Raw genomic sequence first — 23191 nt, 5'->3', positions numbered from 1 at the left:
AAAAATGTGGATTATTCTGCTGTAATTCAGGCCGTTGAAAAGGCAGGTTTTGGCGTTGCACAAAAGCAGATTGAACTTGAAATTGAAGGAATGACTTGCGCATCGTGTGTTGCACGTGTTGAAAAAGCCTTAAAGGTAGTTCCAGAAGTCATCGATGCAAAAGTGAATTTGGCAACTGAAAAAGCCACGATTACGGCATTGGCATCTGTTGAAAATTCTGCATTGGCGAAGTCTGTAGAAAAAGCAGGTTTTCATATTGCACAGCCCAATATTGAATTAAATATTGATGGAATGACCTGTGCTTCATGTGTGGCACGGGTTGAAAAAGCCTTAAACGCTGTAGACGGTGTCAATAAAGCAACGGTAAATTTAGCCAGTGAAAAAGCCTTTGTTCAGGCGCCAGTTTCAAAAACACAGGAATTGATCGCGGCAGTTAAAAAAGTGGGATACAGTGCGACCGTTGCTACACAACTACAACCGACAATGGCAGAAAAAAAAGCCGATGAAGCTCGGTTGCTCAAACGTGATTTAATCATCGCATTGGTACTCGCTGTTCCTGTTTTTATCTTGGAGATGGGATCACATATGATTCCAGCTTTTCATCATTTTATTGCACATAATTTAGGGACACAAAATAGTTGGTATATTCAGTTTATATTAACCACTTTGGTGTTAATCCTACCCGGAAGACGCTTTTATCAGCACGGCATACCAGCACTTGCGCGACTTGCCCCAGATATGAATTCTTTGGTCGCAGTCGGGACTTTATCTGCTTATAGTTTTTCTTGTGTTGCAACATTTGCTCCGCAATTATTACCGCAAGGTACGGTTCATGTGTACTTTGAAGCAGCCGCAGTAATTGTGGCGTTGATTCTTTTGGGTCGTTTTATGGAGGCGAAAGCCAAAGGTAAAACCTCGCAAGCTATTCAATACTTAGTCGGCATGCAACCCAAAACAGCACGTGTTGAGCAATCTAGTAGCTATATAGATTTGCCGATTAGTGATGTTGAAACAGGTATGTTGATTGAAATACGGCCTGGTGAACGTTGCCCAGTCGATGGTGCTGTAGTGTCTGGGAACAGTTATATTGATGAATCCATGATCAGTGGCGAGCCAATTCCTGTCGAGAAAAAAGCCGGTGATCAAGTTGTCGGTGGAACGATTAACCAAAATGGGGCATTGAAAATACAAGCCACTGCGGTAGGTCAAGATTCTGTTTTGGCACAAATTATCCATATGGTCGAACAGGCTCAGGGTTCAAAATTACCGATTCAAGCTTTGGTGGATAAAGTCACGTTATGGTTTGTACCGGTGGTAATGGCGTTGGCGTTGATCACCTTTTTAGTTTGGTATGTAGTTGGACCTGAACCGAGTTTAACCTATGCCTTAGTCAATGCTGTAGCAGTACTGATCATCGCATGTCCATGTGCAATGGGTTTGGCAACGCCAACATCTATCATGGTCGGTACAGGGCGAGGTGCAGAGCTTGGAGTATTGTTCCGTAAAGGTGAAGCCTTACAACAACTCAAAAATACTCAAGTGGTTGCAGTCGATAAAACAGGGACATTGACGGAAGGTAAACCGAAACTGACAGATTTTGAAGTCACTGAAGCTTTTGATAAAGATCGCGTATTTCAGTTATTGGCCTCTGTAGAGCAGAAATCTGAACATCCGATTGCCTATGCCATTGTACAAGCTGCGAAAGAGATGCAAGTGCAACTTTTAGAAGTTGAACAGTTTGATTCCGTGACTGGTGCTGGGATTCAGGCGGTTGTTGAAGGACAAAGCATTTATATTGGTGCAGATCATTTGATGCATAAACTTGGTTTAGAAACACAAATCTTTTCAGCACTGGCAGAACGCATGGGCAATGAAGGGAAAACCCCGCTATATGTATCGATCGATCAACAGCTTGCTGCCATTGTTGCTGTAGCCGACCCGATCAAAGCCACAACCTTCGCAGCCATTCAAGCTTTGCATGATTTAGGGCTGAAAGTGGCCATGATTACAGGCGACAACCGACACACTGCCACTGCCATAGCACGACAGTTGAAAATTGATCATGTGATTGCTGAAGTGATGCCAGATCAAAAAGTGCAATCTGTACAACAGTTGCAAAAAGAACATGGTGTTGTATGTTTTGTTGGCGATGGTATTAATGATGCGCCTGCACTTGCGCAAGCAGATGTGGGCATGGCGATTGGTACAGGGACAGATGTGGCGATAGAGGCCGCGGACGTTGTGCTTATGTCGGGTAATTTACAAATGGTGCCGACAGCAATCGCACTGAGCACAGCGACGATGAATAATATTCGCCAAAACCTATTTTGGGCATTTATTTACAATGCAGCATTGATTCCTGTCGCTGCAGGTGTGTTATATCCATTCTTTGGCATACTACTTTCACCTATGTTCGCAGCAGGTGCAATGGCACTTTCATCGGTGTTTGTTGTGTCGAATGCCTTACGTTTAAAAGCATTTAAAGGGCCAGTTTTTCAGGAGTCTTGAGATGAATATTGGACAAGCAGCGAAAGCATCGGGCATTTCTGCAAAAATGATCCGCTATTATGAATCGATTGGGCTGTTAAATAATGCGCAGCGCACCGATGCAGGCTATCGAATTTACTCGGAAGCCGATATTAAAACCTTGAGTTTCTTGAGACATGCACGTGATTTAGGTTTTTCTTCTGAACAAATGAAAGATTTACTTGGACTTTGGGAAAATCAAAGTCGGCAAAGTGTTGAAGTTAAATCATTGGCGTTAAAACATATCCAGACCTTAAATCAAAAAATCGCAGACTTACAGGCCATGGTTGAGATCTTGCAACAGTCCGTCGATGGCTGTGCCGGTAATGATCAAGCCGATTGTACGATTTTAAATCAAATCGAAACGGGCATGGCTGAGTGCTGCCATACAGCAAAGATTTAAACCCGCTTGACCTTACAATCGTGGCAAGGTTTATAGTGTTGTTATTAGAAAAGAAGGATGAACAGCATGAAATTTCGTATTGATAATATGACATGTGGTGGTTGCGCACGTAGCGTGACAGCAACGATTAAAGACTTAGATGAAAATGCAACGGTCACTATTGATGTAGCCACTAAATTAGTTGAGGTTGAATCCAGTGCCAGTGCAGAGCAATTGATTAGCGCTTTAACCGAAGATGGTTTCCCACCTGTGATTGCATAACTTAGATATTGTCTAATGTATAAAAAAAGCCGAACAATTGTTCGGATTTTTTTATTTATAAATCAATTTTATACGGCTGAAATTTTATCTGGCGTCATCAGCGCCTGATTAATATATAGCTTGATTAAACGTTCACGTGAACCGATTGATTTTTGATAATGCGTCGAATTAAGGAGTAGGGATGCACCATAAGTGACCGTCCAAATATAGGATAAATAATCACGTATCGACATTGCGCTTTCAAGTGATTTTAAATAATCACTGGTCATATCCTTAATTTCAATAATACGTTCTTCACGAACACGATAGAGCTCTTCAAATAACTCTTTTAATTTACGTTCATTATTGGTTAAGCGTTCTTCAATGACATGTAATAATATAGTTCGATTAGAATTCAACATATTGTAAAGCATATATTGTGAAACATAAGTTTTAATATCATGATTATATTTTTTTGAAATTTCTAATAATCGTTTTTCATTTAAGATAATCAGTTCTAAATATAATTGGTTTTTACTTTTAAAATGTTTATAAATCGTGCCTTTGGCAATATCTAGTTCACAAGCTAACTCACTTAAGGTGATGTCTTGATTATTATCTAATAGCAGGGTTTCTGCCATGGCTAAAATTTTTTCCTTGCGAAGGATAAAATTTTGTTGGCGTACTGAACTCATGATAACTGTTCCATAAACATCTTGAGGGTGAACAAGCCTAGCTTAAGCTAAATCTTGTGAATCTTACATTCCACTATGGTCTCAAATATTACATAAATTGGTTTAAAAATAAACACATTAGTAGGGTGCGTAAAACATATAGAATTCATAGCATAAAATTAATGTCAATAAAACTGAACCCTTGAGGTCATTTTTTTGAAATAAAATTCCATTTTTATTTTTTTTAATTTATTGTCTTTTCGCTTTTACAACAAAAGCAGCATTTAACAAAACGGTCTTGGTTGTTATGTTATTAATACAACCTAAATTAAACATGATTATAGGTACTATTATGTTTGGTTTTAATCAATTACCAATTATAAATTTAGTCAACTCAATAAATTTATTTAATTGTAATAAAATAATGCTGCTCAAAATATCAGGTGGTTATTTTCCACTTGTCGGTAAAAACACATTATCTATATCCATTTTAGATATCTATCTGAAAAAACAGATCTTTAAAAAATCCACACAAAATTGATTTGATGATTTTGTGCGGGAGCGTGCAACTTTAAAAAAGTACTTTGTCAAAGACGCTGACAAAGCCTGTAGAAAAGGAAAGTACAATGCCAATATACAATGCGCCGTTAAAGGACATGGACTTCATCTTAAATGATGTATTCAATGCAGATGAGTTCTGGCAGTCAAATGAAAACTTAGCTCATATTGATATGGCGACTGCAAATGCCATTTTAGAAGAAATGGCTAAGTTTTCTAAAAACGTTATTCTAGACTTGAACCGTACTGCAGATGAAGAAGGTGGCGCGCAGTTTAGTAATGGTGTTGTTACTACGCCTACAGGGTTTAAAGACGCTTTTAAACAATTCGCTGAAGGTGGTTGGGTGGGTTTAGGCGCTTCTGAAGAATGGGGCGGCCAAAACATGCCGAAAATGTTGACAGTACTTGCTGACGAAATGATTTGGAGTACCAATCCATCATTTATGTTGTATCCACTACTGACTGTGGGTGCAGGTATGGCGATTAATGACCGTGCTTCGCAAGAGCAAAAAGAAACCTATCTTCCAAAATTTTATACGGGTGAATGGTCAGGCACTATGTGTTTAACTGAACCACATTCAGGGACTGATTTGGGGATCATTAAAACCAAAGCAGAGCCGAATGAAGATGGTTCATTTAATATTACAGGCACGAAAATTTTCATCACCAGTGGTGAACATGATCTGTGTGAAAACATCATCCATCTTGTGTTAGCAAAAACGCCAAATGCACCTGCGGGTTCACGTGGTATTTCATTGTTTATCGTTCCAAAATTCCATGTCAATGCCGATGGCTCAGTCGGTGAACGTAATGCTGTTTCAGCGGGTTCAATTGAACACAAGATGGGTATTAAAGGTTCTGCAACGTGTGTTATGAACTTTGATGGTGCCAAAGGTTATATCGTTGGTAAAGAAAACGAAGGTCTTGCGGCGATGTTTGTCATGATGAACTATGAACGTTTATCGATGGGTATCCAAGGGATTGGCGCTGCAGAATTTGCTTACCAAAATGCTGCACAGTATGCGACTGATCGTCTACAAGGTCGTTCTGCGACAGGTGTGAAATCTCCTGAAAAACCAGCAGACTCTATTTTAGTACATGGTGATGTACGTCGTATGTTGTTGAATGTACGCGCCAACAACGAAGCATCTCGTGCATTTGCTGTGTATGTTGGCCAGCAACTGGATATTACAAAATATTCAACTGACGAAGCTGCTGTGAAAAAAGCCAATGACCGCGTGGCTTTATTGACACCTATTGCAAAAGCCTACCTAACAGATACAGCCCTACAAGCTACTTTAGAAGCGCAAATGTGCTTTGGTGGTCATGGCTATATCCGTGAATGGGGTATGGAGCAATGCATTCGTGACTTACGTATTTCACAGATTTACGAAGGCACAAATGGCGTACAAGCGATTGATTTAATTGGACGCAAAACCACGAAATGTAATGGTGCATTTATTGCCGAATACATTGCTGAAATTCGTGACTTTGCTGCAACCATGGCTGATTCAAAAGTTAAATCTGCAGCATTGCAAGTTTCTGACGAAGTTGAAGCATTAACGCAATTCATTGTAGAACAATCTAAGACCACCCCAGACTTTAGCAGTTCGGTGGCAGTCGATTACCTGCACGCTGTTGGTTTACTCAGCTTTGTGTATATGTTTGCGCGTATTAGCAAAGCTGCGGCTGCAAAACCAGAGAGCTTCTTCCAAAACAAACTAGTACTCGCAGATTTCTATGTTGAGAAAGTTCTACCTGACCTTGCTGCCCGTGCTCAACGCATTAAAGCAGGTTCTGAACTTATCATGCAGCTATCTGAAGAATACTTCACCGCTCAATCTTAAGGTTTCATCGAAACCACTGTGAAAAACATTAAGATGGAAAATCTGAGGAACCAGTCATGGTTCCTTGGGGTTAAAAGATTTAAAACAGGATGAAATAAGAAATGATTGTAATTGTAGATGGCGTACGTACAGCGATGGGTGGTTTTCAGGGTTCACTTTCATCTTGTACAGCCCCAGACTTAGGTGCTGCAGCGATTCAGGCTGTTGTTGCACGTGCAGGTTTAGAAGCTACAGATATTGACGAAGTTATTTTTGGCTGTGTATTACCGGCTGGTCTTAAACAAGGTCCTGCACGCCAAGCGATGCGTCAAGCAGGATTACCAGATACAACGGGTGCCACCACGATTAATAAAATTTGTGGTTCAGGCATGAAGGCAGTGATGCAAGCAGCTGATGCGATTAAAGCCGGTTCTGCTAATATTGTGGTTGCTGGTGGTATGGAATCGATGTCAAATGCGCCATATTTACTTGAAAAAGCGCGTTCAGGCTATCGTATGGGTCATGGTAAAACCACAGACCACATGTTTCAAGAAGGCTTAGAAGATGCTGAGACAGGTTTGTCGATGGGCATCCTTGCACAAGATATGGCAGATAAAAAAGGCTATACCCGTGAACAGCAAGATGCTTTTGCCATCAACTCACTCAATAAAGCCGTTGCAGCGATTCAAGGTGGTTTCTTTAAAAATGAAATCGTGCCGGTTACCGTTAAAAGCCGTAAAGGTGACGTCGTTGTTGACACAGATGAACAGCCTTTAAGTGCTAAGCCTGAAAAAATCCCTACACTGCGTCCTGCATTCAAAAAAGACGGCACGATCACAGCTGCCAATGCCAGCTCAATTTCTGACGGTGCATCTGCTTTGGTGGTTACATCAGAAGAAACGGCCCAAGCACGTGGTTTAACACCACTGGCAAAAGTCGTTGCTTATGCTACAAATTCACAGCATCCGTCAGAGTTCACGATTGCTCCAGTCGGTGCTATTGAGAAAGTACTTGCACAAGCCGGTTGGGATGCACAAGAGGTCGATCTATGGGAAGTCAATGAAGCATTTGCCATGGTTACGATGCTGGCGATTGATGGATTTAACTTAGATGAAGCAAAAGTGAACATTCATGGTGGTGCTTGCTCACTTGGTCACCCACTGGGTTCATCAGGTTCACGTATTATTGTGACGCTGATTCATGCCTTAAAACGCACTGGCGGTAAAAAAGGTGTCGCAGCACTGTGTATTGGTGGCGGTGAAGCAACTGCAATTGCGGTTGAACTGATTTAATTTGCCTCAATTTATATAAGTAAGCTTTTAGATAAGTACGTTTTTAGATAAGCAATAACAAACGCTATCTCAGTTCGCTGGGATGGCGAAAAAAGATGTTTATTTTGAGATATTTATTTTTTGAGATTTAATTATGAATGGTTTAGATCGCATTCGCTTACTCTCCCTTCGCGACAAAGTAATGTCTGCTGAAAAAGCGATTGAGTTAATTCAAGATGGTTCAGTGGTTGGTTTAAGTGGTTTTGGTGGTGCAGGTGAGGCAAAGACGGTTCCATTGGCACTTGCAGATCATGCAGTTTCACATCCTCTTCGTATCACGTTGGCAACGGGTGCTAGTTTAGGAAATAGTATCGATGGTCGCCTCAATGCGGCGCATGCGATAGAACGTCGTTATCCGTATCAGGCAGATCCTGGTTTACGTAAAGCCATTAACGCTGGCGAGGTCATGTATATTGACCAACACTTGTCTGAAATGGCCGATAATATTCGTCATCATAATTTACCGCGCATTAATGTGGCCGTTATTGCAGCGACTGCAATTACAGAAGATGGTCAAGTTATTCCGACAGGTTCATGTGGTAACTCAGCCAATTTCATTGAAATGGCAGATCATGTGATTATTGAAATTGATAATACGATTAACCCAGTGCTCGAAGGTGTACATGATATTTATGTGCCGAAAGCGCGACCAAACCGTGGGCCAATTCCACTGACTCAGGTCGGTGAACGTATTGGTACGATTGGGATCAATGTCAGCCCCGATAAGATTTCAGCTATTGTGTTGAATGATCTGCCAGATACCCAGTTTAAAATGGATGAACCTGATGCTGAAACCCTAGCGATTGCTCAGCACCTGATTGATTTCTTTGAAGGTGAAGTAGCAGCAGGGCGTTTGCCTGAAAATTTAGGCCCGCTACAGTCAGGTGTGGGTTCGATTGCCAATGCTGTATTTGCCGGTTTTGAGCATTCGAATTTTCATGATTTGGAAATGTATTCAGAAGTACTACAAGACTGTACTTTCCAGCTAATTGATTCTGGAAAAATGAAATTTGCCTCAGGCTGTTCAATGACGCTGTCTGAGCCTTGTGCACAGCATGTGATGAACAATTTTGATCAGTACAAAGACAAAATTGTGTTACGTCCACAAGAGCTATCCAATAACCCTGAAATCATTCGACGTTTAGGCATTATTGCGATTAATACTGCGCTTGAGTTTGATATTTACGGAAACGTAAATTCGACCCATGTGACGGGTACCAAAATGATGAACGGTATCGGTGGTTCAGGAGATTTTACTCGTCATGCGCACATTGCCATTTTTGTAACCAAGTCGATTGCAAAAGGCGGTGCGATTTCATCTGTCGTGCCAATGGTGAGTCATACCGACCATACTGACCATGACGTTGACATCGTAGTTACAGAGCAGGGCTTGGCAGATTTACGTGGTCTTTCACCACGTGAGCGTGCACGTAAAGTCATTGAAATCTGTGCGCATCCAGATTATCGCGCAGCATTGTTGAGCTACTTTGAACGTGCATGTGAGCGTGGTGGTCAAACGCCGCATATTTTAAAAGAGGCCTTGTCTTGGCATGCCACTTTTGAAGAAACAGGTTCAATGCGTCAAATCGTATAAATCTAAAGATTGAAAATATTTAAATAAGCCCACGATTAAGTGGGCTTATTTATTATGAAAGACTACAAATGTTTCAAAACATGACAAAAGAAAAACAGCAGCACTTTGTTTGAAACTTTTGCACAACACGAACGGTCTAAAGTTCTCTTCAAGGCTTTCTATAATGCAAAATTCATTGACAAAGAAGGTCAGTATTTTGAAAAAGATTCAATTATTTTCTGCGATGTTGTTCGCAGTTCTCCTCACTGCATGTAAACAAAGTCCAGCGCCTGATTATGCTGGAACATGGCAAAATACCGCAGTAGATCCGCAACTTGAAAATGCGTTGATTATTAGTAAAAATGGTGAAAACTATTTCATTACCAATACTTTAAAAGATAAACAAAGTGGTAAATCTGAAAAGAAAAATCCTGTACCTGCGTCTGTTGCTGAATCTGGGTTACTGGCTGTAAACTCTGGGACAGGTGCTGTTGAATTTGCGATTGACGAAAAAACTGGAAATTTAGTCGGATCTGGATCAATTTATAAAAAAGTAAAATAGATCAATTATCTATTGATGCAAAAATATCAAAAGCAGCCTCTAAATTGGGCTGCTTTTTTTAACTCTAAAGCGAATGATTGATTACTAGTCAGTAGTTTAAGACAGAAGAGAAATCATGGATAAAGTAATCCGCTTTATTTTTGATTTGCTCAATTTCGTGCTCTGAATATGCGTCATACACGGCAACGACTTCAATGCCTGCGGCATTTGCGGCTTCTACACCAATGAGCGAATCTTCAAAAATTAAACATTCTTCAGGTTGAACGGCAAAATGTTGAATCGCCTGTAAATAGACTTCAGGATGCGGCTTAATATTTTTGACACTTTCACGGGTCAGGATCAGATCAAAAGTATTTTCAAAATGCAGCTTTGGATAAATGTTGATATTTTTTTGATATCGATAAATATTTTGCAAGCTGGTCGTGGTGGTAATTGCCACCTGAATGCCTTGCTGAATGAGCTGTTGAACAAATAACGCTGCATGTGGTTTAAGCAAGATGATATGTTCTAAAAAATGTTGTGAAATGGCATATCGTTGCTGTTTGATTTGATCAGCCGTGTGTTGTTCAATTTTATAAGTATCTTTTAGATAGTTACAGTACATTAAGTAAGGGTCTGGTGTGTTTTTAAATAATTGCAGCTGAATGTCACGTTCACGTTGAATTAAACCCAGTTGGATGGTTTGTCCAGTTAACTGTTGAATCAAATCTGCGTCGACCTGATTCCACACGCCAACAGAGTCGATAAGTGTGCCATCTAAATCAAAACAAACCAGTTTTTTTCCTTGAAGCATGTTGATATCCAAATTCGAGCTGTGTCTATTATGCGGACGGATTGGAGTGTTGAAAAGCTGATTGCAACTGAGCAGGCTAAACTGGCGTTTCATCTGCAATAAAAGTAATATTTCGTTATTGGCTTTTTGTATAATTCAGCAGATGATGCACAGCATAACTTGCAATATTTAATTAGGGATTAAATCTTTCGTGTTTGAATTGGACTGTAAACTTCTTAGCATTTTTTTTCATGTTTATAAGTACAAAAATGTGTCACAAGCTGCTGAACACTTGCAGATGAGTCAGCCTACAGTCAGTAATATTTTAAATAAAATACGACAGCATTATAACGACCCCTTATTTTTACGTATCGGCAATGAAATGGTGCCTACGGAGTTGTCGCGTCAGTTATTTCCTTTAGTCAGCGAAGCCTTGAGTAAAGTCGAAGCCATTAATAATTTTACAATTAATTTTGATCAAGCCATTTCAGATCAACAATTTACTCTAGCCATGACCGATGTTTCTCATTTGGTTTTATTGCCTAAAATCAGCCAATATCTAAAAAAACACGCGCCACAAATACGTCTAAATGTACGACCGATTACCACTGAAACCAGTTATCAAATGGCGAATGGTGAAATTGATTTGGCACTGGGTTTTTTACCGCATTTGGAAAGCGGCTTTTATCAGCAAAAACTGTTTGAGCAATATTATGTGGTGATTGCAGCTAAGGATCATCCGCGATTAAAGGGTGACACCATTACAACTGAGCAATATTTATCAGAGTCGCACATTGATATTGATGCAGGGATGGGGCACTACCATATTGAAAATGAGCTGCTTAACCTTGATTTAAAACGTGATATTTTGATGCGTTTACCTAGTTATTTAGGTGTAGGCTTAGTCGTGCAAGACACTGATGCGATTGCTACTGTGCCGTATTACTTGAGTGAAGTATTGCTTTCGCGCGGCAACTTAAAAATATTTGACGCACCGATTGCATTTCCAACCTATGGCGTGAAGCAATATTGGCATATGTCTTGCCATCATAAAACCAGCCATCAATGGCTACGTCATATGTTCCACGAGATATTGGTAAAATAATTTTTATGCATTACATAAAGCCCAAAAATGATTTTGGGCTTTTTTTTGCAATTTTTGCAGCAATTTTGTGCATGGGCTGCACCCGATTTGGTCATGCTATAGCTCAATACTATAAAAAAGTCTAATAAATAGCAGTATTACGTTTATATAAATTGGTAATACTAAATTGGCACAGCCTTTGCATTTCTACATACATCATAAAGTGATCTAGGGTTCCGATACATCTTCATGTATGACCGCGACCGAGAGTTCACGGCTTCGTTTTAATTCAAAGCAAAGCTGCACGGAGGGATAAAAGCCCGGGAGGTAAACAGTTAAGAATTAGGCAGAGGCTGCAATGAGCACAATACATTATCATGACGATAAAGCACTATGGACTGAACTTTTACCGGGTGGACACCACTGGTCAGCGCGTATTCAGCGTGGGGCAGTATTACAGCTTAAATCGCTAGGGCAAAATGCCAATGTGGCACTGTACTGTGTAAATAGTGAAGATAAGCTTGAACGCTACAACATGCCAGATAGTCTTAAGGGGCAGCACACGGCTTATTTAAGTACAGGTCATATTTTGGCGTCGGATTTAGGTCGCGCGATGATTTCGATTGTTAAAGATGACCATGGCTGGAATGATGCGTTCTGTGCGCCAAGCACCGCACAACAAATCGAACAACAATTTGGTTCAAAAACTTTCCAAGATGCCCGTAATGATATGTACCGTAATGGCAAAGATAGCTTATTGCTTGAAATGACCAAGTTTGGCTTATCTGCAACTGACCTCAGCAGTACCTTAAATTTATTCTCTAAAGTTCAACCTGATGACAATGGCAACTTAAGTTATGTTGCATCGGACAATACAAATCAAGTCATTGAACTGCGCTTTGAAATGGATTGTTTGGTCTTTTTATCTAGTGCACCACATGGATTATCTCAAGCAGAAGAATATAACCCTGCTGATGTACAACTAAGTTTATTTAAGGCGTTGCCTTTGGCAGACACCGATGTTTGCCGTGATTCTTGCCCGCAAAATCAACGTGCTTTTCAAAATAATAAACGCTATTACGCTTTAACGGCTTGAGGGGGATGATCATGACTGCATTAGTAAACCCAACACAAAATTTTGAAAAATCAGTGTTAAGCGAAGTATGTCCTGCTGGTGAAGCATGGATGTGCGAAGTCAAAAAAGGGCAATATTTTCGTATCGTTGACCTCGAAGGTAATCAAGCTGTCGATACCTTATTTATTTCAAGCCTAAACCGTGAAGAGCGTTATAGCGCAACCGATACATTGGCTATTAATCAACAAATCTATTTAGAAAAAGGCACAGCTCTATACACCAACTTTGGCAATAAAATTGCCACCATCCATGACGATAACTGTGGTCGTCATGACACCTTAGGCGGTGCATGTTCATGTGAAAGCAACACTGTTCGCTATGCACATGACAAATTTCCAATGCACAGTTGCCGTAATAATTTCATGATTGCTCTGTCGCAACATCCGATTGCCAAAAAACATGGCTTAAATGTGCGCCATATCGGCCCAAATATTAACTTCTTTATGAATGTGCCTGTGACCGCTGAGGGACATTTGAAATTTGATGATGGTATTTCTGCACCGGGTAAATATGTTGAAATTAAAGCTGAAATGGATCTCATTGTCCTCATTTCCAATTGTCCACAACTGAATAACCCATGTAATGCCTATAACCCAACAAAAATTCAACTGATCATCCGTGAAGGTGAGGAGTAATAGCATGTTTAATAAAGTCCTCATTGCCAACCGTGGTGCAATCGCGTGTCGTGTGATCCGTACACTGAAAAAATTAGGCATTCAGTCCGTTGCAGTGTATTCCGAAGCAGACCGTGATTCTTTGCATGTGACCTTAGCTGATGAAGCGGTATTTATTGGTGATAGTCCTGCCAGCCAAAGTTATTTAAATGTCGATAAAATGTTAGAAGTCGCGAAACAAACAGGCGCAGAAGCGATTCATCCGGGCTATGGCTTCTTGTCTGAAAATGCAGAATTTTGTGATCTGTGTGAAGCGCAAGGCATTGTATTTTTAGGGCCAAATTCGGCGCAAATGAAATCCTTTGGCTTAAAACATACCGCGCGTCAACTCGCGATTCAAGCCAATGTACCACTTCTTCCGGGCAGTCAGCTTTTGGCAGATGAAGCTGAAGCACTGCTTGAAGCCAATCGTATTGGTTATCCTGTGATGCTGAAAAGTACCGCGGGCGGTGGCGGTATTGGTATGCGTTTGGTGTGGAATGAAGAAGAGCTGAAAGATGCTTATTCTACAGTGTCATATCTTGCCCAAGCCAACTTTAAAGACGCAGGTTTATATTTAGAGAAATTTGTACAAAATGCCCGTCATATCGAAGTGCAAATTTTTGGTGATGGCAATGGCTTAGTTTTAGCACTTGGCGAGCGAGATTGTTCGGTACAGCGCCGTAATCAAAAAGTCGTGGAAGAAACCCCAGCACCACATATCAATGATGATCAACGTGCTTATATTCAATCGATTGCGATTGGGCTGATGCAGTCGGTGAGTTACCGTTCGGCAGGTACAGTTGAGTTTGTGATGGATACCGACACACAGGAATTCTATTTCTTAGAAGTGAATACCCGCCTGCAAGTTGAACATGGTGTGACAGAGCAAGTGTTTGGTGTAGACCTTGTGGAATGGATGGTGACTCTCGGTAGTGGGGATTGGATTGCACCAACAGCACAACTTGAATCGAAAGGTCATTCAATTCAAGTACGTTTATATGCAGAAGACCCAATTAAAAACTTCCAACCGAGTGCAGGGCTGTTGACCTATGTCGATTTTGATCCGCAGGCACGCAATGAAACTTGGGTAGAAACCGGTTCAAATGTCTCATCATTTTATGACCCGATGATTGCGAAAATCATTGTCACAGCGGATGATCGTGACTCTGCAATTGCTGCAATGACCGAAACACTCGCCAAAACATCGGTTGCAGGCATTGAAACTAATCTTGAATATCTACAAAATATTATCAACTGCGATGTATTTAAAGCCGGTACGCAAACCACACGATTCTTAAATACATTTGAGTGGAAAACCCAAAAAATTGAAGTGTTGCAATCAGGCATTCAAACTTCTGTGCAAGATGTCACAGGTCGTTTGGGCTATTGGGATGTGGGTGTGCCACCATCAGGTGCGATTGATCCGCTGTCACTTAATGTTGCGAATCAATTGTTAGGCAATGCATATAACACGGCAGGGCTTGAATGCACTTTGCAAGGCCCAAGTTTAAAATTCCACTGTGATAGCCAAATTGTATTGGCGGGTGGTGATATGCCATCAACGCTTGATGGTATGTCTGTACCAATGTGGCAAACCGTGAATGTGCGTAAAGGTCAGATTTTAAAATGTGGAAAAATCGCCACAGGTTGCCGTACCTATATCGGCATTAAAGGCGGTTTGAATGTACCTGAATATTTAGGCTCACAAGCAACCTTTACCCTTGGTCAGTTTGGTGGTCATGCTGGTCGTAATTTATTGATTGGAGATATGTTGCCAATCATGGCATTTACATCTGAACAAGTGACAGCGCTTGCGCCTGAACAAGTGCCAACGTTTAGTCATGAATGGGAAATTGCGGTGATGTACGGCCCGCATGGTGCACCAGACTTCTTTACTAAAAAAGACATTGATACCTTCTTTGCCAATACTTTTGAGATTCACTTTAACTCAAGCCGTACAGGTATTCGTTTGATTGGTCCAAAACCTGAATGGGCACGTGAGGATGGTGGTGAAGCCGGTTTGCATCCATCGAATATTCATGACAATGCTTATGCCATTGGTGCTATCGACTTTACGGGTGATATGCCGATTATTTTGGGTCCAGATGGTCCAAGTTTAGGAGGCTTTGTTTGTCCTGCCGTGGTGATTAATTCTGAGCTTTGGAAGCTTGGTCAATTGAAAGCAGGAGACAAAGTCAGATTTATACCTGTGAGTTATCATCAAGCTAAGCTCTTAAATGAAAAATATCATGCGCAATTAGAAGCATCTGATACGCAGGTTGTGGCATTTGATGAGTCATTTTATCCTGAACTTTCCACCTTAAAAAATGCGGTGCTTGATACTTTAAAAGGTCAGAATGGCTTGCCAGATGTGGTGTATCGTCCTGCGGGCAACAACTACATGTTGGTGGAATATGGTGAGTTGGTTTTAGATTTAAACCTACGTTTCCGTATTCATGCACTCATGCAATGGGTTGAAAAGCAAAATATCACAGGAATTATTGATCTCACACCGGGGATTCGTTCACTGCAAATTCATTTTGATTCGATCAAGCTTGATCAATTGGATTTATTGCGTTTACTACAAGTCGCGGAAGCTGAACTGCCTGATGTGACCCAAATGCAAGTACCGTCACGGACTGTGTATTTACCACTCGCTTGGGAGGATTCACAAACCCAGCTAGCGACAGAGCGTTATATGCAAACGGTACGTCCAGATGCACCATGGTGTCCTGACAATATTGAGTTTATCCGTCGTATTAATGGTTTAAAAGACAAACAAGCGGTCAAAGATGTGGTATATGACGCGAGTTATTTGGTCATGGGTTTGGGCGATGTGTATTTAGGTGCACCTGTGGCAACACCGCTTGATCCTCGCCAGCGTTTAGTGACGACGAAATACAACCCTGCACGGACATGGACGCCTGAAAATGCTGTCGGTATTGGCGGTGCGTATATGTGTGTTTATGGTATGGAAGGTCCGGGAGGCTATCAGTTTGTGGGTCGTACTACGCAAATGTGGTCTCGTTATCGTAAAAACCCTGATTTTGAACAAGGTATGCCTTGGTTACTACGCTTCTTTGACCAAATTAAATTCTATGAAGTGTCTGAAACTGAACTCATGCAAATGCGTGAGGACTTTAAAGCAGGTCGCTTAAAACTTCGTATTGAAGAAGGCGTGCTGAACTTAAAAGAGTACAACGACTTCCTAACTGAAAACCAAGCATCCATTTCTGCATTTAAGTCTGTGCAACAGGCTAACTTTGATGCAGAACGTCGTCGCTGGCATGAGGCAGGACTTGCAGAATATGTCTCTGAAAGCCTTGATGCTGTGGATGATGGTGAACGGGTTGACGTACCTGAAGGGGGCTGTGCTGTGGAATCGCATATGCCGGGAAGTATTTGGAAAATTGAATGCAAGTCAGGTGATATTGTTGAAGAAGGTGCAACGCTTGCGGTGATTGAAGCGATGAAGATTGAGATTCCAATTATTGCGCCTGAGCGGATGAAGGTTTCTGAAATTACCATTGAAAAAGGGCAAACAGTGAAAACAGGGCAAGTTTTGTTTACGTTGTCGCCTGTGGCATAAAAAATCCTCACTAACCCTCCTTTAAAAAAGGAGGCAATTTTAAGACCGTCCGTGAGGGCGGTTTTTTATTTGCAGTGTTTACTCGATTAAATTATGATATAGCTTATAGTCTATATTTTGGTTGTGCTATGTGGACAGTATTGACCACAGATGTATTTAATGAATGGCTTGCTCAGCAAGACGATTCGACACAAGAAAAGGTCTTGGCAGCTTTAGTTGTGTTGCAATCACAAGGACCAAGCTTAGGTCGACCTTTGGTGGACACTGTATATGATTCTAAATATACCAATATGAAAGAACTTCGTGTGCAACACCGTGGCAAACCGATTCGAGCTTTCTTTGCTTTTGATCCGTTAAGACAAGCGATTGTGTTATGCATTGGTGATAAAAGCGGTAAAAAGCGTTTTTATACAGAAATGCTGGCAATTGCAGATGAGCAATACACTTTGCATTTAAAGAGTTTAGGAGATTCCTAACATGGCAAAAAGTTTACAAGAGTTATTGGCAGCTCGCTCTGCTGAAAGCCAAGCTCGTATTCAGCAAATGGCAGAAGAACTGATGCTTGAACAGCATCTTCACATGATTCGTGAAGAGTTGGAAATTTCTCAAAAAGAATTAGCAGAAACTTTAGGGATTAAACAGCCTTCGCTTTCTGCAATCGAAAACCGTGGTAATGATTTAAAAATATCAACCATGAAAAAATATGTAGAAGCAATGGGGGGAAAACTTCGTATTGATGTCGAATTACCTACAGGTAAACATATTGGATTTAATGTTTAATTAAAAAAGACCGCTTAGGCGGTCTTTTTCTAATTTGAATTACACTTTTCAATATGTTTGAAAATTCGGATGCATAGATCCTTTGCTTTTGGTGTCATTTCCCAATCAGGATTTTCATCAAAATATTTGATGATTTCACGACAAAAATCTAGTTTATATTTAATGGTTCCTACACCTGTACCATCGGCAAAAGCAGTTTTTTCAGCAGAAGTTCTTGGATTTCGTATTTGATCATCCAATAATTTTCCTATGCCATAATCTTTATGATCAAAATAATCTAATGAATTAATTTCCTTTAATTTTTCAATATTAAATCCTTGTTTAGTCTTAGATTTCATTTTACTGAATTTCTTCTGAGCTATTCTAATGATTGAATCCTTAGGTAACGTATTTTCAGTTTCTTTACATTCTAAAATTATGTAATTTTCTTTCTTTAACTCACTTTTTAAAACATGAACCCGATCAGCTTTACCCTGAATATCACCATCTGCAATTAGTAACATTTCACTTGCAACTGCTTTAGCACTCAAACCTTTATCTTCCAATTGATCTGCGTAATCATCACTAAAACACCAATGTACTAAGTTACTGCCAGCATATTCCACAAATGTATAGTGATAGTTCGGCATAAAGCGACGATATTTTTTATAAAGTTCTACATTCGAGGATTCAAGTTCACTCAAATATTTTTCCATATATTTAGTGATGTAAAGTCGATCAGTAATGCCTTCAACCCAAATTGTACAGTTAGCCAAATATACAGAAGAAGGGCGTACACCTAATGAAGCTAGTAAATCTCGATCTCTGTCACAACGGTAAATTTTAAAATCAAATTTCGTAGGATCTTCTTTTTTAGGTTGTTTTACAAATTTTTGAATCATGACTTGATCTGATTCATCTGCCATATCAAGTAAGTGATTTGAGTGAGTAGTAAAAAAATAATAATGTGGTGTTTCATTGAGATAAAAGTTCATCAATTGACGAACCATACCTGCATGCATGTGCAATTCAGGCTCTTCTATAAAAAATGCATGTATTTCTGTATTTCCTTCTTTGTCTTTACTTTTTATATAAGCTTCATAAGTTAAGATTATGGCTTGTTGCAAGCCATCACCTAATTTATGAATTGGAAACTGATCATCCTCACCAATTTTAATATGTACAACATCGTTGTCATGACCATTATCATCTTTACCAATATATGGAATTAGAGTGACGGTTTCATTATCAAAAAAATACTGACTTAACTTTTCTTCATATTGTTTTATTAGCTCGCGCTGTTGCGGTTTACCTAATAAATGAACTTTTAATTCATGATATAGGCGTTCTCCTGTAATTATATTTTCATGATTAAATTTATTCTGATTCTTGAAATAGTCTTTTTGTGCACGCTCTATATAAGGATATTTTTCGTCTAAATCGGTTACAGGGCGCATACCACGTAAGATAGGGATATAAAATTTAGGATTAGTAAATATAGGGTTTAAGTTTTGCTCAATTTCTTGACTAAAAGTAGTTTCAGCTTGTGATTTATTATTATTTGTGTAAAGACTAGATAGTTGACCAAATCTTGATAAGTAATTGAGTGAATTTGAAAAATTAGAATTAGCAGAGCCTATATTTGATGGCTTAATTTGCTCTACGGTATTTATAAAATGTGTAAAGTAGGTGTGATTATTATATTGGTTACTGTGAATTAAATGGTTTGTAAAAGCTTGTAATTTTCTAAATTGAAGAGAATTATAGATTTGTTGACCTTGAGTATTTTGAAAAAGATTTCTTAAAAATCGACTTTTGCCTGCATTATTTTTCCCAATAAAGAAATTTAAGCGTTTTATTTCTATAACTTCATAATTATTCGTCTCTTTATCATTATCTGATGTGTAGTTTTCTAAATTTTCTGCCCAATAATATAATTTTTCTGTCATATAGCCCCCAAAATATAGAGCTAATTTAGCAATAAAACACTGCTTTTAAAAGATAATTTATAAATACATAAAGCAATTTAATCGTTATTGATTCAACGCTTATTTATCCAAATGCTCTCTCAAAATGCGTCGCAACTCTAAAATGGCATCTGGAGACTCATGGATGGAATGCCCACCATTGAACATTTTTTCAGACACCGCGCCATCTAAATGAGAACTTGTATAGGGAACAATGCCATCCGACATTTTGCTCGGTTCAGTACTTTGCGTCTGATTTCCCATAATAGAATGATAAGGAATATCTTTATTTGGCATGATGTCAGCAGACAACAGCATAAAACGTGATTGTTGACTTAAATCTGCTGGCCCAGACTTAATCAGGCCCATCGTTGAATTTTTTGCATTCGGGATTTCAACATTGACATCATTTAAAAAACTTAAAGGCAATACCACGATTTTTTTCGCCAAATTGGTAAACCAGCGGTCTGCATAGTCAGTACCATGATGCGGTGCGGCAATGAAAATTGCACGACTAACTGGCTTCAAGGCTTTAAAGACAAAACGATCGCGGATAATTGGATGACGTTGTAACTGTGTATTTTGTTCATAGTTCATGAGTGGAATAGCTTGAGCGGAAATATCTGCATCACTAACCAATAAACGACTAATGATGCCGCCCATACTATGTCCGATAATGACAGCATCTTGAGCCGAAGGCGTATTGGGTTGAACAATTGCAAATGCCTGTTTGAGTAAAGCATTGATTTGAAAACGACTCTCAAATATTGGCATATTGGTTGAGTAAAACACTTGCCAAACTTGGTAATGATCACGTAGTTTTTGATCACCCATAATGTTATTGGTCAGGCCGATCCAAGTTTCAGGACTGCTGGCTAATCCGTGAACCATGACAATAATCTTTTTATTAGGTTGATACGGCTCTAACATAAACACATGTGGCATGCGCAAATGTTCTTCCTTATTCAATAGTGTCCAATAGCCAGATCGTCCTAATTTATTTTCGGCTAACCAAAGACCATAAGGCACAGAATAATTGGCTGTTAGGGTATAGGGCTGAGATTCAATTTTTGCCTTTTTAAATTGATAGGGATTAAATAATTCAACATTAAAGTCTGATTGCGGCGACAAAATTTCACTAATGCTGCTATTGGTCTTTGCAGGCTCTGCTATCGCACTGACAGATAAATAGCGTGCTGTATGGATATTGGGGTTGGATTTATTTGAATAATATTGTTCAGGATCTAATATAAAAGGCTGCGCAGCAGACAGATCCGTGGCTTTTTTGACTAAGACAAATTCAGAGCCTATGCCTTCCTGACGGTTAATGGTTTTTAAGCCTGAAAAATTAAAATTATAGCTCGACTGTAATTTATCAATGTCCGCATTTTTGATTTCAGGATAATGTTCATAGTTAAAATGATAAAGCGATGAACCCAGCATTAAACTTTCAGGCATTTGCTGATAGTCAAAACGGGTGAATGATGAGGTGATTAAACGTGATAAAGCCACATTATAAAAGGTGCGGACTTGTCCCTGACGCAAATCAAATAACCGTTCTTCAGGGGCTTGAGCGGATTTAAATAGATAGACATAGCTGTAACGCAGACTGAAATCAAAGTCTGCAAGCTGCTGATCCATACACATTTTAATTTTGCTTGAAGCTAATTTTCCGCTGTGTTGTTTTAAGCTTTTTTTGCATTGTGGATTTTGTTCGGCGCTTAAAGCACGTGCTATGTACAGCTCACTTGCTGCTGCATAGACTTGAGCAATATCTAAAGTTTCATTATTACGCATTTTGTGAATACAGCTTTCAAGCGCATTTAAACAAGATTGGTCGCTTTCATTCACCATTAACAGGATTTGATGGCTAAATGTACTGAGCTTCTGATGGGTTAATATGCTATCTGTTTTATTATTTAGTGACGCACTGAGTTGATTTTCTTGTAATTTGACCAATTGGCATCCACTAAGCAAACTCAGGCTGATGATACACATAAAACGAGCGGGTAAATGCGTGAAAGGCATCATTGGAAAGGTCACAGGCATCTATTTTTTGTTATTTTAACCTTTATAAAATAGTAAAAATAGGGCAGGTGTTACAGCGCTCAATCCTAGAAAATTACTACGTATGTATCCTTTCTAACTAAGCTAATGTTCGAATGCTGTGATACCGAAAAGTTGATTTGAGATTCAAACACTGTCACGTGTTAAATTTAATCTAATTGTGCTGCTGATTTTTTAAGGTCATATTGAGCAATTTATGATGAATGAATCTAAGTTTATCCAATACCGGATTCGACAACGTAAATGGATAAGCATCATCTAAGCCCATGCTGCGGTTCAACGCATTTAAATTAAAGGTCAAGGTCATCCAGTGTTGCAGCAATAGGTCAAAATCCTGAGCGCCAATCGGGTTCTCTTTCAGTTCTAAATTATTCAAATCTGACTTATTGGTTTTGACCACTAATCCTGCATAGTAGGCGGTTTCAAGAGTGTCCATCATGTGCAAATAATGCGCCCATGTTTCCGCCCAATCTTCCCAAGGATGCGTACTGGCATAGGAACTAACATAGTAATCCGCCCAATTTTGCGGAGCACCGTCATTATAATGACGTTTCAAAGCTTCACTATAATCTTGTCGTTCATCACCAAACAGTTCTCGAAATTCCTCAATCAGTTCAGGGTGTAAATGTTTGATCAAATCAAAATAATAATGACCGCTTTCATGTCTAAAATGACCTAGAAGTGTACGGTAGTTTTCACCCATTTTTATACGCGTTGTTTCGCGGTAAATCACATCTGCTTCACTGGCATTCAAGGTAATAACTCCATTGGCATGACCGGTCATAACAGGTGTATTTTCTGTTGGCATCAGAAAATCAAAACGAAGTCCAAAACGGTCATCTTGGCTGCGTTTAGGACGCGGCATGGTATTGAGCTGCTGCATTAAATACAAAAAACGCCGTTTAGCATGTTCCAATCGTGCCCAGTACACAATATGGTCTGGGTTATCTAAGTTGGGAATGGTGTGCGTGAGCAGGCAAGACTCACAATAAATTTCCTCACTGTCAGCAGGCACCATCCAGTTACATACCTGATGATGCTGATAATTATGACAAGGTTTAAAGCGCTTTCCCTTTATTTCAGGATTTAAGGCAAGCCATAACGTACTGCTGTGCTTTTCAAAACAGCCCATTTGCTTTTCAGAGGCAATATAACCTAGCGCAGTCTGACAATTGACACAGTGTGAATTGGCAAAAAAGATTTGGTTAGAACATACCGCGCAGCTGAAATACTTCATAGGCGTTGAGTGATAAATAGAATGATCAATCAGTATAAATGATGTTCAATGTTGATGAAATAAATTGAACTTAGAGTTTGTTGCTTGTCGGTCAATGCTCTTGCTTAAGAACAACGCCCTTAATAAATGGTCCTTCATCAAATGACACATCGCAGCAATAGTGCAAATAAGTCGCTATTAGTGCATTTATTGCACAAATGATGAACAGTAAAATCTAAAAGAAAGTTAAAAG

General features: G+C 39.6%; 18 protein-coding genes and 1 riboswitch. Of the genes, 13 read left to right on the top strand and 5 right to left on the bottom strand.

Features of this window, described 5'->3' with window-relative positions:
* The first annotated feature begins 69 nt into the window (after positions 1–69).
* The 3 genes from FTU77_RS04055 to FTU77_RS04045 all read left to right on the top strand — a co-directional run bounded on the left by FTU77_RS04055 (position 70) and on the right by FTU77_RS04045 (position 3190).
* A complete protein-coding gene (locus tag FTU77_RS04055; RefSeq protein ID WP_373685807.1) occupies positions 70–2508 on the top strand; it encodes a copper-translocating P-type ATPase in 2439 nt (812 codons plus the stop codon).
* A 1-nt stretch (position 2509) separates the two neighbouring features.
* Positions 2510–2929, top strand: coding sequence for a Cu(I)-responsive transcriptional regulator (gene cueR, locus FTU77_RS04050; protein WP_180054803.1), 420 nt, complete (start codon positions 2510–2512; stop codon positions 2927–2929).
* A gap of 66 nt (positions 2930–2995) precedes the next feature.
* Positions 2996–3190: a heavy-metal-associated domain-containing protein gene (locus FTU77_RS04045; RefSeq protein WP_180003680.1), complete on the top strand. Its 195-nt coding sequence runs from the start codon at positions 2996–2998 to the stop codon at positions 3188–3190.
* Positions 3191–3258: 68 nt separating this feature from the next.
* Here FTU77_RS04045 and FTU77_RS04040 read toward each other — a convergent pair whose 3' ends face one another.
* Positions 3259–3864 carry a TetR/AcrR family transcriptional regulator gene (locus FTU77_RS04040; protein WP_078190941.1) on the bottom strand — a complete coding sequence of 202 codons (606 nt, stop codon included), beginning with the start codon at positions 3862–3864 and terminating at the stop codon, positions 3259–3261.
* Between the two features lie 605 nt (positions 3865–4469).
* Between FTU77_RS04040 and FTU77_RS04035 the strand changes: the two genes are divergently transcribed.
* The 4 genes from FTU77_RS04035 to FTU77_RS04020 all read left to right on the top strand — a co-directional run bounded on the left by FTU77_RS04035 (position 4470) and on the right by FTU77_RS04020 (position 9693).
* The gene (locus tag FTU77_RS04035; protein WP_180041492.1) at positions 4470–6248 is read left to right on the top strand and encodes an acyl-CoA dehydrogenase C-terminal domain-containing protein; all 1779 of its coding nucleotides are present in this window, start codon (positions 4470–4472) and stop codon (positions 6246–6248) included.
* A 101-nt stretch (positions 6249–6349) separates the two neighbouring features.
* Positions 6350–7519 (top strand): thiolase family protein, encoded by a 1170-nt coding sequence (locus FTU77_RS04030; protein ID WP_180054801.1) that lies wholly within the window; start codon positions 6350–6352, stop codon positions 7517–7519.
* A gap of 133 nt (positions 7520–7652) precedes the next feature.
* Positions 7653–9152 carry a succinate CoA transferase gene (locus FTU77_RS04025; RefSeq protein WP_180054798.1) on the top strand — a complete coding sequence of 500 codons (1500 nt, stop codon included), beginning with the start codon at positions 7653–7655 and terminating at the stop codon, positions 9150–9152.
* Between the two features lie 223 nt (positions 9153–9375).
* Positions 9376–9693: a hypothetical protein gene (locus tag FTU77_RS04020; RefSeq protein WP_111884393.1), complete on the top strand. Its 318-nt coding sequence runs from the start codon at positions 9376–9378 to the stop codon at positions 9691–9693.
* 88 nt (positions 9694–9781) lie between these two features.
* On the opposite strand, the gene FTU77_RS04015 is transcribed toward FTU77_RS04020, so the two are convergent.
* A complete protein-coding gene (locus FTU77_RS04015) occupies positions 9782–10486 on the bottom strand; it encodes an HAD family phosphatase (RefSeq protein ID WP_180054796.1) in 705 nt (234 codons plus the stop codon).
* Positions 10487–10676: 190 nt separating this feature from the next.
* Between FTU77_RS04015 and FTU77_RS04010 the strand changes: the two genes are divergently transcribed.
* The 6 genes from FTU77_RS04010 to FTU77_RS03985 all read left to right on the top strand — a co-directional run bounded on the left by FTU77_RS04010 (position 10677) and on the right by FTU77_RS03985 (position 17709).
* Positions 10677–11570, top strand: coding sequence for a LysR substrate-binding domain-containing protein (locus FTU77_RS04010; protein WP_168377518.1), 894 nt, complete (start codon positions 10677–10679; stop codon positions 11568–11570).
* A gap of 196 nt (positions 11571–11766) precedes the next feature.
* Positions 11767–11878: riboswitch (guanidine-I (ykkC/yxkD leader) on the top strand.
* A gap of 29 nt (positions 11879–11907) precedes the next feature.
* Positions 11908–12645: an urea amidolyase associated protein UAAP1 gene (locus tag FTU77_RS04005; protein WP_180054794.1), complete on the top strand. Its 738-nt coding sequence runs from the start codon at positions 11908–11910 to the stop codon at positions 12643–12645.
* Positions 12646–12656: 11 nt separating this feature from the next.
* Positions 12657–13319 (top strand): urea amidolyase associated protein UAAP2, encoded by a 663-nt coding sequence (locus tag FTU77_RS04000; protein WP_180021788.1) that lies wholly within the window; start codon positions 12657–12659, stop codon positions 13317–13319.
* A gap of 4 nt (positions 13320–13323) precedes the next feature.
* On the top strand, positions 13324–16929 hold the full coding sequence (uca, locus tag FTU77_RS03995) for an urea carboxylase (RefSeq protein WP_180054792.1): 3606 nt from the start codon (positions 13324–13326) through the stop codon (positions 16927–16929).
* A gap of 128 nt (positions 16930–17057) precedes the next feature.
* The gene (locus FTU77_RS03990; RefSeq protein ID WP_168377514.1) at positions 17058–17405 is read left to right on the top strand and encodes a type II toxin-antitoxin system RelE/ParE family toxin; all 348 of its coding nucleotides are present in this window, start codon (positions 17058–17060) and stop codon (positions 17403–17405) included.
* 1 nt (position 17406) lies between these two features.
* Positions 17407–17709 carry a helix-turn-helix domain-containing protein gene (locus FTU77_RS03985; protein WP_078190926.1) on the top strand — a complete coding sequence of 101 codons (303 nt, stop codon included), beginning with the start codon at positions 17407–17409 and terminating at the stop codon, positions 17707–17709.
* 29 nt (positions 17710–17738) lie between these two features.
* Here the strand turns inward: FTU77_RS03985 and FTU77_RS03980 are convergent, their stop codons facing one another.
* From FTU77_RS03980 to FTU77_RS03970, 3 genes are all read right to left on the bottom strand, one after another.
* Positions 17739–19637, bottom strand: a complete 1899-nt coding sequence (locus FTU77_RS03980; protein ID WP_180054790.1) for an AAA family ATPase — start codon at positions 19635–19637, stop codon at positions 17739–17741.
* A 99-nt stretch (positions 19638–19736) separates the two neighbouring features.
* Complete coding sequence (locus FTU77_RS03975) at positions 19737–21686, bottom strand: alpha/beta fold hydrolase (RefSeq protein ID WP_180054788.1); 1950 nt, start codon at positions 21684–21686, stop codon at positions 19737–19739.
* Between the two features lie 190 nt (positions 21687–21876).
* Positions 21877–22959, bottom strand: a complete 1083-nt coding sequence (locus FTU77_RS03970; protein WP_180054786.1) for a putative zinc-binding metallopeptidase — start codon at positions 22957–22959, stop codon at positions 21877–21879.
* Positions 22960–23191 lie beyond the last annotated feature (232 nt).

Source organism: Acinetobacter sp. YH12142, from assembly GCF_013418435.1.
Taxonomy (GTDB): domain Bacteria; phylum Pseudomonadota; class Gammaproteobacteria; order Pseudomonadales; family Moraxellaceae; genus Acinetobacter; species Acinetobacter amyesii.
The sequence above is the reverse complement of the archived record's forward strand: the minus strand, read 5'-3'. Positions and strand labels throughout refer to the sequence as shown.

Coding starts and splice junctions, on each gene's coding strand:
- FTU77_RS04040 (WP_078190941.1), bottom strand. CDS start 3,864: ATGAGTTCAGTACGCCAACAAAATTTTATCCTTCGCAAGGAAAAAATT.
- FTU77_RS04035 (WP_180041492.1), top strand. CDS start 4,470: ATGCCAATATACAATGCGCCGTTAAAGGACATGGACTTCATCTTAAAT.
- FTU77_RS04000 (WP_180021788.1), top strand. CDS start 12,657: ATGACTGCATTAGTAAACCCAACACAAAATTTTGAAAAATCAGTGTTA.
- FTU77_RS04025 (WP_180054798.1), top strand. CDS start 7,653: ATGAATGGTTTAGATCGCATTCGCTTACTCTCCCTTCGCGACAAAGTA.
- FTU77_RS04015 (WP_180054796.1), bottom strand. CDS start 10,486: ATGCTTCAAGGAAAAAAACTGGTTTGTTTTGATTTAGATGGCACACTT.
- FTU77_RS03980 (WP_180054790.1), bottom strand. CDS start 19,637: ATGACAGAAAAATTATATTATTGGGCAGAAAATTTAGAAAACTACACA.
- FTU77_RS03990 (WP_168377514.1), top strand. CDS start 17,058: ATGTGGACAGTATTGACCACAGATGTATTTAATGAATGGCTTGCTCAG.
- FTU77_RS03970 (WP_180054786.1), bottom strand. CDS start 22,959: ATGAAGTATTTCAGCTGCGCGGTATGTTCTAACCAAATCTTTTTTGCC.
- FTU77_RS03975 (WP_180054788.1), bottom strand. CDS start 21,686: ATGATGCCTTTCACGCATTTACCCGCTCGTTTTATGTGTATCATCAGC.
- FTU77_RS04020 (WP_111884393.1), top strand. CDS start 9,376: ATGTTGTTCGCAGTTCTCCTCACTGCATGTAAACAAAGTCCAGCGCCT.
- cueR (WP_180054803.1), top strand. CDS start 2,510: ATGAATATTGGACAAGCAGCGAAAGCATCGGGCATTTCTGCAAAAATG.
- FTU77_RS03985 (WP_078190926.1), top strand. CDS start 17,407: ATGGCAAAAAGTTTACAAGAGTTATTGGCAGCTCGCTCTGCTGAAAGC.
- FTU77_RS04045 (WP_180003680.1), top strand. CDS start 2,996: ATGAAATTTCGTATTGATAATATGACATGTGGTGGTTGCGCACGTAGC.
- FTU77_RS04030 (WP_180054801.1), top strand. CDS start 6,350: ATGATTGTAATTGTAGATGGCGTACGTACAGCGATGGGTGGTTTTCAG.
- FTU77_RS04005 (WP_180054794.1), top strand. CDS start 11,908: ATGAGCACAATACATTATCATGACGATAAAGCACTATGGACTGAACTT.
- uca (WP_180054792.1), top strand. CDS start 13,324: ATGTTTAATAAAGTCCTCATTGCCAACCGTGGTGCAATCGCGTGTCGT.